Below are 14,306 nucleotides of genomic sequence, written 5' to 3'. Positions count from 1 at the left end.
CATGGCCGACTCCAGTTTCGACATCGTTTCGAAGGTCGAGCGGCAGGAGGTCGACAACGCGCTCAACCAGACCGGCCGCGAGATCGCCACCCGCTTCGACTTCAAGAACGTGGGGGCCAGCATCGAGTGGTCCGGCGAGAAGATCGAGATGAAGGCGAACGGCGAGGAGCGGGTCAAGGCCATCCTCGACGTGTTCGAGACCAAGCTGGTGAAGCGCGGGATCTCGCTCAAGTCGCTGGACGCGGGTGAGCCGCAGCTGTCCGGCAAGGAGTACAAGATCTTCGCGACCATCCAGGAGGGCATCACCCAGGAGAACGCGAAGAAGATCGCCAAGATCATCCGCGATGAGGGCCCCAAGGGCGTCAAGGCCCAGGTCCAGGGCGAGGAGCTGCGCGTCACCTCGAAGAGCCGGGACGACCTGCAGGCCGTCCAGGCGCTGCTCAAGGGCAAGGACCTGGACTTCGCGATCCAGTACGTGAACTACCGCTAGCCGCCGCACACGCGAAAGCACGCGACGCGACGCCCGAGGGCGGCGGGGGATGACCGGATTCCCCCGCCGCCCTCGGGCGTCGGTGGCCGCGTCACACCGGGTCGGCGCTCCACGCGTGCCGGATCCGGCCCCCCAGGCGCAGGACGACGGTGATGGTCAGCCCGGCGGCGGCGAGGTAGAGCGCCTCGCTCAGCAGCAGGTGCCGCAGCGCGGCCGGCGCGGTCCTCGTCGTGGCGTTCTTGAGCGCGGAGAATCCGTCGGCCCACTGACCGGCGGCGAGGAGCGAGAGCCACCAGAGCGTGAGCAGCGGGTGGCCTCGCCGACGTGGCCGGGCGGGGTCGGCCGGCTCGGCGGCGGCCCACAGGTCGTTCATGAACATCTTGGGCACGAACAGCTGCGCGAGCGGCACGACCAAGCCGAAGAACGCCCAGGCACGGTGGCGGCGCTGCCCCTCGGGCCAGAGGCCCTCCGCGTACCCGCGCATGTCGTCGAGCCAGAACGCGAACAGGACCAGGGACGCCACGAGCGCCGCCCGCCACCAGCCGGTCAGGTTCCCGAACCACATGTCGGCGCGGCTCAGGGCCGCCCCGAGGTCCGAGGGGTCGGGAGGGGCCGTCAGCACCTCGTACAGGTGCCAGCCCGCCACTCCCGCGAGGAGCGTCGCCGAGGCGAACGCCACCAGCGTGCCGCACATCCATCGACCGAGACCGTTCACGACGCCGCCACCCGGTTCGTCCCCGGCCCTCGCGGGCCCCACCTGACCGGACTCTCCGCAGGTCGGCGAGGATCGTAGCCTGCCCGGCGAGCCGTCAGAGCTGGGTGTTCGCGGACTGCATCGAGCTGACCGCGTCGGCCACGCTGGACTCATACAGGCCCAGCTTCGGCTTCAGCACGAGAGCGCCGGAACCGAGCGGGAAGTTGAGCGTGTCGGCGTTCGGCATGTGGTCCCCGTCGGCCAGGACGTTCAGCTCGTTGATGCCGGCCACCGTGCCGGAGGTCGCGCCGCTCGGGTCGAGGTCGATCACCGCGTAGGCGGTCCGGCCCGCGTAGACCGGGAAGGCCGGCGGGCCGCCGAGGCCGCCCGGGACGAGCGGCTTGACCGCCGTGGCGCCGTCGGGGGCCTGGGACTTGTCCAGGGAGACCAGCGGGTAGTAGCTGAGGCCGCAGGAGCGCGCCCCGCTGTTGCGGACCGCGATCACGCGCTGGGACGGCGCCCCGGCGCGGGTGGTGACGTGGATGGACAGCTGCTGCGGCGAGCAGGGGTGCTTGTAGGCGTAGCTGTCGCTGGTGGCGTCGCCGCCGCCGGAACCGCCGGAGCCGCCGGTGGTGCCACCGGTGCCGCCACCGCCGTGGTTCGCCGAGGGCGAGCTGGGCGCCGAGACGGGCGTCACGCCGGACCCGCCCGAGGCCGGTGCCGAGGCGGGCGCCGAGGCCGCGGTGGAGGGCGAGGTGCCGGCGGCCGCCCCGTTCGTACCCGGCTGGCAGGCGGTCAGGGCGAGCGCGCCGAGGGCGAGGACGGCGGCGGACGAGAGGGCGGACTTGAGGGACTTCACGGTCATGGTGACTGGCCTTCGCTGTGTGGCGTGGTGGTCGAACGTCACCACCGTGGTCCGGGTCCCGTCCCGGATGCCACAGTCTCGCGACAGTTGGGGACGCTGGAACGATTCCACGTCCCTGAGCTGCGATGATGTCTCTGCCTGGAACGCCGGTCCGGGACGAGGGGGAGGGCGGAATGGCCACACACATCGAGGACTTCGCGGCGCTGCTGCGAGAGCTGAAGGAACGGTCGGGGCGCAGCTACGGCCAGCTCGCCGCCCGGCTGCACGTGAGCACCTCCACACTCCACCGCTACTGCAACGGCGCGGCGGTCCCCACCGACTACGCGCCCGTCGAACGTCTGGCCCGGGTGTGCGGCGCGACGCCGGACGAGCTGGTGACGCTGCACCGCCGCTGGCTCCTGGCGGACGCCAGCCGCCGCGAACCGGAGCGCGCGCCGGAGCGGGAAGCCGGGCAGGAAACGCGGCAGGAAACGCGGCAGGAGCCGGAACGGGAGCAGGCGGCGGAGCAGGCATCCGAGCCGGTGGCGGCTGCGACGCCCCCGGCCCAGCCGCCTGCCGAGCTGCCGCCCGCGTCCGATGCGTCCGATGCGTCCGACGCGCAGGACACGCCGTGGCGGCCCGGGCGGAGGCGGGGTGTGCTGGTCCTCGGCGCAGCCGCGGCCGTCGCCGCGGTGGCCGCTGCCGCCGCTCTCCCGACGCTGCTGCACGGCGGAGCCAGGACGCAGAACCTGGGCGACTCCTCCCCCGCTCCCGGGCACTCGGTCGCCGGGGTCGGCCGCAGTACGTCGGCGAGCCCGCTCGGCTCCCTCTCCGCGTCCGCATCCGCCTCCGCGTCCCCGAGCACCAGCACCTCCCCCAGCCCCTCGGGTACGGCCGGAAGCGCCTCCGCGGTGGCGTCGACGTCCGGTGGGCGGCCGCCGTTCCGGGTGAGCGTCCTGGCGGACAACTGGGACCAGCAGTGCGGACAGTGGTTCCTGATCAACCAGCAGCCCGCCAAGGTGCCGCCGCCGCCCTCACTGGAGCAGACCGGCGCGTGGGCCTCGGCGCTGGGCGGGATACCGGCTGGGCACCTGCGACTGCAACTGACCGCGCAGGGGCTGTCCAGCCGGTCGGTGGTGCTGAACAGCGTCTCCGTCCACGTGGTCAGCCGCGCGCCCGCGCCGAAGGGAACCGTCTACACGCCCGGTTCCGGCTGCGGCGGCGGCCTCGACCCGGCGTCGTTCGCGGTGAACCTGGACCAGACGGTGCCGTTCGCCACGCCCGTCCCCGGGACCGTGGGGAACGGGGTGACCTCCCAGCTGCTGAACTTCCCGTTCCAGGTCTCCGCCACCGACCCGCAGGTCATCGACGTGGACGCGAGCACGGCGGGGCAGGACGTCAGCTGGTACCTGGTGCTGACCTGGAGCAGCCCCGACGGCGGGGGCCGGTTCGTCGTGAAGGACGACGACGGGCGGCCGTTCCGCACCGTCGGGCTCAAGGGCGACCCGGCGTACGTCGACAACGGCAACGGCTGGGTCCCGGCCCAGGCGGACCCGTGAGGGCCGGACCGCTCCGGCAGTGCAGACTGTGCCCGTGAAGCCCACCGCCCAGCAGCTCGCCGCCGCGCAGGACTCGACGATCGCCGACGTGATCGGCCCGGATCTGCGGGTGCTGTTCTGCGGCATCAACCCCGGGCTCTGGTCGGGCGCGACGGGGCACCACTTCGCCCGGCCGGGCAACCGCTTCTGGCCCGCGCTGCACCGCTCCGGTTTCACGCCGCGTCAGCTGGGTCCGGACGAGCAGGGCGAGCTGCTCGGGCTCGGGCTGGGCGTCACCAACGTCGTGGCGCGCACGACCGCGAAGGCGGACGAGCTGACCGCCGAGGAGTACCGCTTGGGCGGCGAGGCCCTGGTCCAGCGGGTGGAGCGGTGGCGCCCCCGCGTGCTGGCGATCCTGGGCATCGGCGCGTACCGGGCCGCGTTCGGTCGCCCCAAGGCCGTGGTCGGTCCGCAGGAGCTCGGCCTCGGCGGCGACACCGCGGGCACCCGGGTCTGGGTGCTGCCGAACCCGAGCGGCCTCAACGCCCACTACACCCTGGACGGCATCGCGGCGGAGTTCCGCCGCCTGCGCGAGTCCGTCTCGGAGTGACCCGCCCGTCGCGGGCCGGCAGGACGGGACGGCTGCGCCTCACCAGCCGGCGAAGCGGTCGTCCGTCGAGACGATCTCCCGGCCGAGCGGCATCAGCGAGACCGGGATCATCTTGAGGTTCGCCCAGGCGAACGGGATGCCGATGATGGTGCAGGCCAGGGCGATGCTCGTGGCCAGGTGGCCGAGCGCGAGCCACCACCCGGCGAAGACCAGCCACACCACGTTGCCGACACACGAGGGCGCGCCCGCGTCGGACCGCACCCGGGTGGTGCGGCCAAAGGGCCACAGCACGTAGAGGGCGATCCGGAACGAGGCGATGCCCCACGGGATGGTGATGATCAGGATCGTGCAGACGATCCCCGCGAGCACGTAGAGGATGGACATCCACAGCCCGGCGAAGAACAGCCAGATGACGTTGAGGACGAAGTTGATCAGCTTCACGTCTCTCCTCGGTGTCGACGCGTCCACCCGGGTACACGCCCCTCCGAGCCAGTCTGGTTCCCCTCCGGGCGGACCGCCACTCGGCCCGCCATGGGGCCCGCCATGGGGCCCGGAGCTGGACTGATGGCGTGCCCGTGCTCCACCTGGGTAGAATCCGGCCGGTTGTCACCCTGTCGACCTGTCATTGTGTCAACGGCACCCTGGATGGCTGAGTACCGACCGGAAGGAGGCGAACCATGGACAGTAGTCCGGGCCATAGTCGGCCCCGCCCCGCGACCGATCCGTCCTCCGCCTTCTCCCGCCGCACGAGGTCGACCGCCCTCCACCGGTAGGCGTGCTCCCCACGAACCGCGCCCGCCCCTGTGCCCGAGGCCGTCCGGCTGCGTGCTGCCCTGCTCCGCGCTCGCGCGGATTACTGGGGGTGTCTCGCCATGGCTTCCACCATCTCACGCTCGTCCACGCACGCGCCCGGCCCGCGCACGTCCGGCGCCGGTACGTCGGCGCTGCTGATGAGCACCACCGCCAAGCTGCGTGGCCGCCGCGTCCAGCTCGTCCGGCAGGCGACCGCGTCGAAGTCGGTGCGGGACGTGCTCGTCTCGCTCGCCGGCCTGACCGGCCGCCCGGTGCTCAACCCCGTGGGCGACGAGGTCGGCCGCGTCGTCGACGTCGTCGCGCGGCTGTACGGCAACGAGCCCTACCCGCCCGTCACCGGTCTGGTCGTCCGCGTGGGACGCCGCCGCTCGTTCCTGGCCGCCACCGCGATCGGCCAGATCCACGCCGACCGGGTGCAGCTCAAGAGCGCCCGGATGGATCTCAGTGAATTCGTCCGCCGCCCCGGCGAGGTGCTGCTCGGGCGGGATGTGCTGGACCATCAACTCGTCGACGTGGACGGGGTGCAGGTGAACCGTGCCGCCGACCTCTACCTGGCTCCCGTGGGCGGCCGGGTGCTGCTCGTCGGTGTCGACGTCAGCTTGCCCACCCTACTGCGCCGGCTCGGCCCGAAGCGCTGGCAGACGCGAGCGACACCCGATCGAGTGGTCGACTGGCAGACCGTCGCCCCCTTCGCGGAGAACGCCACCGACGGCCCGGCCGAGGTGAAGCTGAACGCCTCCCGCTCCGCGCTGCACCGGCTGCGTCCCGCGGAGCTGGCCGACCTGCTGGAGGACCTCGGCCGCGCCGAGCGCCAGCAACTGCTGGCCATGCTCGACCCGGCCCACGCCGCGGACGCGCTGGAGGAGATGGAGCCCGCCGAGCTGGAGAACCTGCTGCGCGAGGCCCCGCCGGAGAGCGCCGCCCGGATCATCGAGGAGATGGAGCCGGACGAGGCCGCCGAGGCCCTGCGCGACCTCCAGTACGACGAGCGCGAGCAGCTGCTGACCCACATCGGCGACGACGAGGCGGCGCAGCTGCGCGAGCTGCTCGCCTACCCCGAGGACACCGCGGGTGGCTCGATGACGACCACGCTGGTGACCGCGCGCCGGGAGCAGACCGTCGGCGAGGTCCGCGCGGAGCTGGCGACCTCCGCGGAGCACCGGACCGAGATCGACGCGGTGGCGCTGGTGACCGAGGACGGCCTGCTGCTGGCGGACATCCCGCTGTTCGACCTGGCGGTCGCCGAGGACCGCACCACCATGGGCGAGGTCGCGGACTGGCTGAGCCAGTTCACCCGCGACGAGGCCGTGGCCGCCACGGCGCGGCTGGGCGAGGTGGCGGAGCGGCTGGTCTCCTCCCGCGCCTCCTCGCTGCTGGTCGTGGACGAGGAGCGGCGCCCCGTGGGCCGCATCCTGGCCGACGACGTCCTGGACTACCTGCTGCCCGCTCGGGGCCGCCTGCACTTCCGGAGGTTCCTGCAGTGACCGTCGAGACCGACAGCGCCACGGCCGGGACCGTTGCAGCCGCGGCAGCCGAGCCGGGTGCGGCGCCCACCAGCCGGCTGGCGCGGGTGCCCGTGCTGGGCCGGATCACCCGGTGGAACCGCTGGGCCCGGCTGGTCGCCCTGGTCGGGGTGGCCGGCCCCGGCCTGGTCGCGGCCAACGCGGGCAACGACGCGGCCGGGATCGCCACCTACGCGAGCGCCGGTTCGCAGTTCGTCTACGGGACGCTCTTCTTCATGGTGCTGGTCACCTTCGCCCTGGTGCTGGTGCAGGAGATGGCGGTCCGGCTGGGCGCCTTCACCGGCAAGGGCCTGGGCGCCCTGATCCGCGAGCAGTTCTCGCTGCGCGCCACCGGTCTCGCGCTGGGCTGCCTGCTGCTGGCCAACACCGGCCTGGTGGTCTCCGAGTTCGCGGGGATCGGCGCGGGCTTCGAACTGCTGGGCGTGCCGAAGTGGGCGATCATCCCGCCCGCCGCGCTGCTGCTGTGGGGGCTGGTGCTGTTCGGCTCCTACCGCTACGCGGAGCGGATCTTCCTGGTGATGTCGCTGGTCTTCTTCGCCTACCCGATCGCGATGATCATGGGCAAGCCGCACTGGGGCGATGTCGGCAAGAACCTGGTGGTCCCGCACCTGTCCGGCGACAAGGACTTCATCCTGCTGGCGGTGGCCCTGATCGGCACCACGGTCAGCCCCTACATGCAGTTCTACGCCGCCGCCGGGGTCGTCGACCGCGGCACCCGGACCATCGACTACCCGCTGATCCGCGCCGACGCGGTCATCGGCGCGGTCTTCGCCTGCACCATCAGCCTGACGATCATCATCGCCACCGCCGCGACGATCGGCGGCACCGGGCCGCTGAACTCGGCCGCGGACGCCGCCAAGGCGCTGCAGCCCGTCGCCGGGGCCAACGCCGAGCTGCTCTTCGCCTTCGGTCTGATCGGCGCCTCCGCCCTGGCGGGGGCGGTGGTGCCGCTCTCGGCGAGCTACGCGATCGGCGAGGCGGCCGGCGTGGAGCGCTCGGTCTCCCGTTCGTTCCGCGACGCGCCGTTCTTCCTGAGCCTGTTCACCGCGCAGATCCTGCTGGGCGCCATCGTCGCGATGACGCCGATCGACGTGATCCAGCTGCTGATCGGCACCCAGGTGCTGCAGGGCCTGATCACCCCGGTGGTGCTGGTCTACCTGCTGATCCTGACCAACCGCCGCAGCCTGCTCGGCGCGCACGCCAACAGCCCGCGCTACCGGATCGTGGCGACGGTCGTGGTGGTCGGCGTCGCGCTGATGTCCACGATCCTGCTGGTGGAGACGGTGCTGGGCTGGTTCGGCATCGGCTAGCCGACGCCGCTGGGGCTCAGCGGCGGTGGCCGGCCATCTGCTCCAGCCGGGCGATCCGCTCGGGCATCGGCGGGTGGGTGGAGAAGAGCCTGGTGGCCGGACCGCCGCCGGAACCGGCCCGGAACGGGTTCGCGATCATCATGTGGCTGGCCGTCTCCAGCTCCGGCCGGGCGGGCAGCGGCAGCATCTGCGTGCCGCGTTCCAGCTTGCGCAGGGCGCTCGCCAGTGCCAGCGGGTCGCCCGTCAGCTGGGCGCCGGAGGCGTCGGCCTGGTACTCGCGGGACCGGCTGACGGCCAGCTGGATGATGCTCGCCGCCAGCGGCCCGAGGATCATGATCAGCAGCAGCCCGATCAGACCGGGCCCCTCGTCGTCGTCGCTGCGGCCGATCGGGATCAGCCAGGCGAAGTTGACCAGGAACATCACCACCGAGGCGAGCGCCCCGGCCACCGAGGAGATGAGGATGTCCCGGTTGTAGACGTGGGACAGCTCGTGCCCGAGGACCCCGCGCAGCTCCCGCTCGTCGAGGATGTTGAGGATGCCCTGGGTGCAGCAGACCGCGGCGTTGCGCGGGTTGCGGCCGGTCGCGAACGCGTTGGGCGCGTCGGTGGGCGAGATGTAGAGCCGCGGCATGGGCTGCCGCGCGGAGGTGGAGAGCTCGCGCACGATCCGGTGCATCACCGGCGCCTCGATCTCGCTGACGGGCCGGGCCCGCATCGAACGCAACGCCAGTTTGTCACTGTTCCAGTAGGCGAAGCCGTTCGTCGCCAGCGCGACGAGCAACCCGACGACCAGGCCGGTCCGGCCCCAGAAGCTGCCGATCACGATGATCAGCGCGGACATCGCGCCGAGGAGTACGGCCGTCTTCAGACCGTTGTGCTGGCGGTGCACGGAAGCCCTCCGAGACGTGCGTGGGGGGTGTCTTTCACAGCCCGTTCGTGATTTTCAACGGGTGAGACGGATTCGCTAGTTCCCTTCTCACCCGTGGGGGCCTCCCGCGCAAGTCGAGGTCGCGACGCCCCGCCCCGCCCCGCCCCGACGAGGCACTCCTAGCCGAACAGTGAGCCCGAGGCCAGTTGCAGCACCAGCTGCGGGTCCAGCGACAGCACCACGCCCAGCGCCGCGGCCAGCGCCACCGCGGCCACCAGCGCCGCTGGGACGGCGCGCCGCGTCGCGACCGCGTCCGGCGCGGGCTGGAACAGCTTGGCCGTCCACACCAGGTAGTAGTACAGGGCGACGACGACGTTGACGGCCATGATCACGGCCAGCCAGCCCATCCCGGCGTCGACGACCGCGCGGAAGACCACGACCTTGCCGAACAGGCCCACCACACCCGGCGGCAGGCCGGCGAGGTTGAGCAGGAAGAAGGCCATGGCCAGCGCCGCGGCGGGACGGCGGGAGAAGAGGCCGCGGTAGTCGTCCAGGCGGCTGCCGGCCGAGGTCACCACCGCGAACGCGCCGAGGTTGACCGCGCCGTAGATCAGGGCGAAGGCGACCGTCGCGCCGACGGCGGACGCCTTGGCGCCGTAGCCGGCGGCGGCGACGGGGGCCAGCAGGTACCCGGCTTGGGCGACCGAGGACCAGGCCAGCAGCCGCACCGCGCTGTGCGGGGCGTCCCCGCGCTGCCGCAGCGCGCCGACGTTGCCGACGGTCATGGTGAGCGCCGCGAGCACGGCCAGGGCCAGGCCCCAGTCTCGCCCGTAGGAGTGAAATCCGAGCACGGCGATTGCGGAAAGGCCGGAGAGTCCGGCAGCCTTTCCGACCACGGAGAGGTATCCGGCGACGGGCACGGGGGCGCCCGCGTAGGTGTCGGGCACCCAGAAGTGGAACGGCACGGCCGCCGTCTTGAAGGCGAAGCCGACCAGGGTGAGCACGGTCCCCACGGCGGTCAGCGGCCGCAGCTGGTCGGGGACGCCCGGCAGGGCCGCGGCGATCCGGTCGAGGTAGAGGCTGCCGGTGGCGGCGTAGACGAAGCTGACGCCCAGCAGGGTGACGGCGGTGGCGGTCACCGAGGACAGGAAGAACTTGAGCGCGGCCTCACCGCCGCGGCCGTCGCGGCGCAGGGCGACGAGCGCGAACGCGGGCAGCGAGGCGACTTCGAGCGCGACCACGAGCGAGGCGAGGTCCCGGCAGGCGGGCAGCAGAGCCGCGCCACAGGTCGAGGCGAGCAGCAGGAACCAGTACTCGCCGGCCGGGAGACGGTCTTCCTCCACCGAGACGAGCGAGAGCAGCGCGACGATCAGCGCGCCGCCGAGCACCAGCAGCTGGAAGCCCAGCGCGAAGTGGTCGGCCACGTAGGAGCAGGACGTCGGCACGGCGGCGCTGCCCGGGAGGCAGAAGGTCGTCCGGGGGCGGCCGCCGGTCAGCGGCAGCAGCAGGGCGAGCGAGGCGACCAGCCCGGCGACCGAGAGCCAGCCGAGCAGCGCCTTGCGCCCCGGCGGCAGGAACAGGTCGGCGACGAGGACGACGAGCGCCAGTGCCGCGGGCACCAGCGGCGGCGCGATCGCGACCCAGTCGACGGACTGGATCAGGGAGGGAGCGGCGACGGTCAGCATGGCTCAGCTGCCTCCGAGCAGGGCCTTGACGGCGGGGGTGGTCAGCCCGAGCAGCAGCGCGGGCCAGAGCCCGGCGACGACGGTCAGGACGACCAGCGGGGTCCAGGCGGCGGCCTCGTAGCCACGGACGTCGGCCAGGGCCGGGGCCTTGGCGGTGGCGGGGCTCTCCGCCGACGGGTCGCCCATGCAGACGCGGCGCACGACGGAGAGGAGGTAGGCGGCGGTCAGCAGGGTGCCGAGTCCGGCCAGTGCCATCAGGGTGAGGAACGTGGGCCGGGAGAGCCCGGCGGCCGGCTGGAAGGAGCCGAGCATCGCCAGCAGTTCGCCCCAGAACCCGGCCAGGCCGGGCAGTCCGAGGCTGGCCACGGCGGCGAAGGCCAGCAGGCCGCCGAGGCGCGGCAGCCGCCCGTACAGCGCGGCGCCGCTGTCGGCGCCCGCCCCGGCCAGCGCGTCGAGGTCCGCGGTGCCGTAGCGGTCCTTGACCGCGCCGACGAGGAAGAAGAGCAGGCCGGTGATCAGGCCGTGGCCGATGTTGGCGAAGAGCGCGCCGTTGACCCCGGTGGCGGTCAGCGTGGCGATGCCGAGCAGCACGAAGCCCATGTGCCCGACGGACGAGTAGGCGATCAGGCGCTTCAGGTCACCCTTGGCGCCGGGCCGCACCAGCGCGAGGCAGGCGAGCGAGCCGTAGAGGATGCCGACGACGGCGAACGCGCCCAGGTACGGGGCGAGGGTGTGCATCCCCATCGGCGTGCTCGGGATCAGCACCCGGACGAAGCCGTAGGTGCCCATCTTGAGCAGCACACCGGCCAACAGCACCGAGCCGGCCGTGGGCGCGGCGGTGTGGGCGTCGGGCAGCCAGCTGTGGAACGGCCACATCGGCGACTTGACGGCCAGTCCGAGGCCGACGGCGAGGACGATGATCACCTGCGTGCCGTGGGAGAGGCCGAGACCGTGGTTGGCGGCCAGCGCGGTCATGTCGAAGGTGCCGGCCTTGAGGCCGAGCACCAGCAGGCCCAGCAGCATCACGGCGGAGCCGAGCAGCGTGTACAGGATGAAGCGGAAGGAGGCCGGGCCCCGGTTCTCCCCGCCCCAACGGGCGATCAGGAAGTACATGGGCACCAGCACGATCTCGAACGCCAGGAAGAAGAGCAGCAGGTCGAGCACGGCGAAGGTGGCCAGCATGCCGGTGGCCAGGAGCAGCAGCAGCCCCGTCCAACCCCGCTCGCTGCCGCCGCTCGGCAGCTTCTTCAGCGAGTAGAGCGCGCACAGGAAGGTCAGCAGCGCGGTCAGCCCCAGCAGCGGCAGGGAGATGCCGTCGACGCCCAGGTGGAAGCGGACGTTCAGCGCGGGGATCCAGGCGACGTCGGTGACGCCCTGCATCCTGGCGGGTCGGTGCAGGTCGAATCCGGCGGCGAGGGCGACAGCCAGCGCCAGGTCCGCGCCGGTGACGGCGACGCCGAGCCAGAGCGCGCGGCGTCCGCCGAACGCCGGTACCAGGGTGGCGGCGGCGCCGGCCAGCGGCAAGGCGAGCAGGGCGAGGAGCAGGGCGGTCATCGGGCGGTCGCCTCCGTGCAGCTGAAGGTCCGGATCACTGCGCCACCGCCACGATGACGGCCAGCAGCACGACGCCCGCGGCGAGGGCGCTCAGGTAGCCCTGGGTGTTGCCGTTCTGGGCGCGGCGGACGGCCCGGCCGAGCAGGCCGGGGGTTCCGGCGGCGCCCTTGACGTAGGTCTCCACGACCTCGCGGTCCAGGAAGGAGACCAGGCGGGCGGCGGCGAGGAAGGGACGGACGAAGACGCGGTCGTAGAACACGTCCACGCCGAACCCGACACGGGCGGGCGCCAGCAGCGGGCCGAGCAGCAGCGGCGCCGGATCGGCGGCGGCCCCGACGTCGGTCTCCGCCTCGGCCAGGACGCGGGCGGCGGCGCGGCGCCAGGCCAGCCAGGCCAGCCCGGCGCCGAGCAGCGCGACGGCGGTCGCGATCGGCCAGGTGACGGGGGACGGGGTGAGCGAGACGCCGTCCAGCCAGGCCGGCAGCGCCTTCGGCCACAGACCGACGAGGCCCAGGGCGAGGGTGGGCACGGCCAGCAGCCACAGCGGGGCGCGCATCGCGGGCGGCTCGACGGGCCCGGCGGGCTCGTCCGAGACGAGCGCGGCCGCGGCGGCGGCGGTCGGCGCGACGGGCGCGGCCGCCTGCTCGGGACGCCGCACCGGGAAGAAGGCCAGCAGCCACAGCCGGGTGGCGTAGGCGGCGGTGAGCAGCGCCGTGAGCAGGCCGCCGATCAGCACGGTCCAGCCGAGCCAGCACGGCACGTTCCCGGCCGGGCCGAGGCCGCCGGTCAGCGCCTCGCCGTTCGCGGCGTGCTCGGCGGCGGTGAGGATCGCGTCCTTGCTGAAGAAGCCGGAGAAGGGCGGGAGCCCCGCGAGCGCGGCCAGGCCCAGGCCCATCGTCGCGTAGGCGTCCGGGACCCGGCGGCGCAGGCCGTCCATCCGGGACATCGCCGTGAGCGAGTTGGTGTGCGCGGCGTGGATGACGACGCCGGCGCACAGGAAGAGCAGCGCCTTGAACGCGCCGTGGGTGATCAGGTGGAACAGGGCCGCGTCGCGGTCGCCGACGGCCAGCGCCCCGGCCATGTAGCCGAGCTGTCCCACCGTCGAGTAGGCCAGCACGCGCTTGAGGTCGTCCTGGGCCAGCGCGCACAGGGCCGAGCCGATCATGGTGATCACGGCCATGATCCCGAGCACCACCAGCGCGGCGGTGGACCGCAGGAAGACCGGCTCCAGCCGGGCCACCAGGTACACGCCGGCGGCGACCATCGTCGCCGCGTGGATCAGCGCGGAGACCGGTGTCGGACCGGCCATCGCGTCCGGGAGCCAGGTGTGCAGCGGGAACTGCGCGGACTTTCCGGCGACGCCGCACAGCAGCAGGATCGCGGCGAGCGTCGCGTGCGGCAGCTGCCCGGTCTGGGCAGCCGCGACGACGCCGTCGATGCGGAACGTCCCGGCGTCGGAGGCCAGCACGAAGATGCCGAAGAGGAAGGGGACGTCGCCGAGCTTGGTGACCAGGAACGCCTTGATCGACGCGGACCTGGCGTCCGGGCGCTCCCAGTGGTGGCCCACCAGGAAGTACGAGCAGACACCCATGACCTCCCAGCCGACCAGCAGCACGATCAGGTCGCCGGAGTAGACGACCAGCAGCATGGCCGCGGTGAACAGCGAGACCAGCGCCGCGTAGGAGGGGTAGCGCGGGTCCTCGCGCAGGTAGGACGTCGAGTAGACCTGCACACAGGTGGCCACGACCGTGACGAGCACGGCCAGCAGCACCGCGATGCCGTCCAGGTGGAACGAGAGGGTGATCGGCAGGCCGCCGGTCGGGGTCAGCTGCGTCGCGGCGTCCAGGTGGTGCCCGGGGCCGAGGCCGACCATGACGAGCACCGCGAGCACGGCCGCGGCCAGCGTCGGCAGCACGGCCAGCGGCCGGACCAGCCCTGGAGCGCGTCGTCCGGCCGCGAGACCGGCGAGCGCACCGAGGAACGGCAGCAGCGGGACGAGGATCGCGAGGGTGAGTGTCATCCGACGGTGGCCCCGCTCTCTTTCTCGATGTCGCCGGTCGTCTCGTCGCCGTCGGCCAGGCGGCCGACGCGGTCGATGTCGGCGGTGCCGCGGTTGCGGAAGATCAGCAGCACGATGGCGAGGCCCAGCCCGATCTCCGCGGCGGCCACGGTGATGGTGAACAGCGTCAGCGCCTGCCCCGCGTGCAGGATGTCGCGCAGCCAGACGTCGAAGGCGACGAGGTTGAGGTTGACGGCGTTGAGCATCAGCTCGACGGACATCAGCATCAGCACGGCGTTGCGGCGCGCGAGGACGCCGTAGAGGCCGACGCAGAAGAGCAGGGCCGCCAGGACGGCCGGGTAGACCAGGTGCATCCCG

Annotated in this window: 13 protein-coding genes; 5 read left to right on the top strand and 8 right to left on the bottom strand. The window is 72.8% G+C overall.

Translation table 11 applies throughout. From position 1 onward, the window contains the following. The first annotated feature begins 1 nt into the window (after position 1). The gene (locus ABH931_RS19135) at positions 2 to 490 is read left to right on the top strand and encodes a YajQ family cyclic di-GMP-binding protein (RefSeq protein WP_370114814.1); all 489 of its coding nucleotides are present in this window, start codon (positions 2 to 4) and stop codon (positions 488 to 490) included. Between the two features lie 91 nt (positions 491 to 581). Here the strand turns inward: ABH931_RS19135 and ABH931_RS19130 are convergent, their stop codons facing one another. Next, entirely contained in the window at positions 582 to 1,205 is a 624-nt protein-coding gene (locus ABH931_RS19130) for a DUF4328 domain-containing protein (protein WP_370114812.1), read from the bottom strand. Positions 1,206 to 1,299: 94 nt separating this feature from the next. Then, entirely contained in the window at positions 1,300 to 2,049 is a 750-nt protein-coding gene (locus ABH931_RS19125; RefSeq protein ID WP_370114810.1) for a DUF4232 domain-containing protein, read from the bottom strand. Between the two features lie 173 nt (positions 2,050 to 2,222). Here ABH931_RS19125 and ABH931_RS19120 point away from each other — a divergent pair, with 173 nt between their 5' ends. Together ABH931_RS19120 and mug are read left to right on the top strand one after the other, a co-directional pair. Then, the gene (locus ABH931_RS19120) at positions 2,223 to 3,587 is read left to right on the top strand and encodes a helix-turn-helix domain-containing protein (protein ID WP_370114808.1); all 1,365 of its coding nucleotides are present in this window, start codon (positions 2,223 to 2,225) and stop codon (positions 3,585 to 3,587) included. 34 nt (positions 3,588 to 3,621) lie between these two features. Next, entirely contained in the window at positions 3,622 to 4,176 is a 555-nt protein-coding gene (mug, locus tag ABH931_RS19115) for a G/U mismatch-specific DNA glycosylase (protein ID WP_370114806.1), read from the top strand. A 39-nt stretch (positions 4,177 to 4,215) separates the two neighbouring features. Here mug and ABH931_RS19110 read toward each other — a convergent pair whose 3' ends face one another. After that, a complete protein-coding gene (locus tag ABH931_RS19110) occupies positions 4,216 to 4,617 on the bottom strand; it encodes a YccF domain-containing protein (RefSeq protein ID WP_370114805.1) in 402 nt (133 codons plus the stop codon). A 431-nt stretch (positions 4,618 to 5,048) separates the two neighbouring features. Between ABH931_RS19110 and ABH931_RS19105 the strand changes: the two genes are divergently transcribed. After that, positions 5,049 to 6,473 carry a magnesium transporter MgtE N-terminal domain-containing protein gene (locus ABH931_RS19105; protein WP_370114803.1) on the top strand — a complete coding sequence of 475 codons (1,425 nt, stop codon included), beginning with the start codon at positions 5,049 to 5,051 and terminating at the stop codon, positions 6,471 to 6,473. After that, positions 6,470 to 7,822: an NRAMP family divalent metal transporter gene (locus tag ABH931_RS19100; protein ID WP_370114801.1), complete on the top strand. Its 1,353-nt coding sequence runs from the start codon at positions 6,470 to 6,472 to the stop codon at positions 7,820 to 7,822. Before ABH931_RS19105 ends, ABH931_RS19100 begins: the two co-directional genes overlap by 4 nt. Positions 7,823 to 7,838: 16 nt before the next feature. On the opposite strand, the gene htpX is transcribed toward ABH931_RS19100, so the two are convergent. From htpX to nuoK, 5 genes are all read right to left on the bottom strand, one after another. After that, positions 7,839 to 8,711: a zinc metalloprotease HtpX gene (htpX, locus tag ABH931_RS19095; RefSeq protein WP_370114799.1), complete on the bottom strand. Its 873-nt coding sequence runs from the start codon at positions 8,709 to 8,711 to the stop codon at positions 7,839 to 7,841. Between the two features lie 158 nt (positions 8,712 to 8,869). Then, a complete protein-coding gene (locus ABH931_RS19090) occupies positions 8,870 to 10,375 on the bottom strand; it encodes an NADH-quinone oxidoreductase subunit N (protein WP_370114797.1) in 1,506 nt (501 codons plus the stop codon). A 3-nt stretch (positions 10,376 to 10,378) separates the two neighbouring features. After that, positions 10,379 to 11,929, bottom strand: coding sequence for a NuoM family protein (locus ABH931_RS19085; RefSeq protein ID WP_370114795.1), 1,551 nt, complete (start codon positions 11,927 to 11,929; stop codon positions 10,379 to 10,381). A 34-nt stretch (positions 11,930 to 11,963) separates the two neighbouring features. Next, the gene (locus ABH931_RS19080; protein ID WP_370114794.1) at positions 11,964 to 13,949 is read right to left on the bottom strand and encodes an NADH-quinone oxidoreductase subunit L; all 1,986 of its coding nucleotides are present in this window, start codon (positions 13,947 to 13,949) and stop codon (positions 11,964 to 11,966) included. Next, the gene (gene nuoK / locus ABH931_RS19075; RefSeq protein ID WP_370114792.1) at positions 13,946 to 14,302 is read right to left on the bottom strand and encodes an NADH-quinone oxidoreductase subunit NuoK; all 357 of its coding nucleotides are present in this window, start codon (positions 14,300 to 14,302) and stop codon (positions 13,946 to 13,948) included. Before nuoK ends, ABH931_RS19080 begins: the two co-directional genes overlap by 4 nt. Positions 14,303 to 14,306: the final 4 nt, after the last annotated feature.

This window comes from Streptacidiphilus sp. MAP12-33 (genome assembly GCF_041261265.1).
In the GTDB taxonomy this organism is placed as follows: Bacteria; Actinomycetota; Actinomycetes; order Streptomycetales; family Streptomycetaceae; genus Streptacidiphilus.
This window is presented reverse-complemented; position numbering and strand designations above follow the sequence as displayed.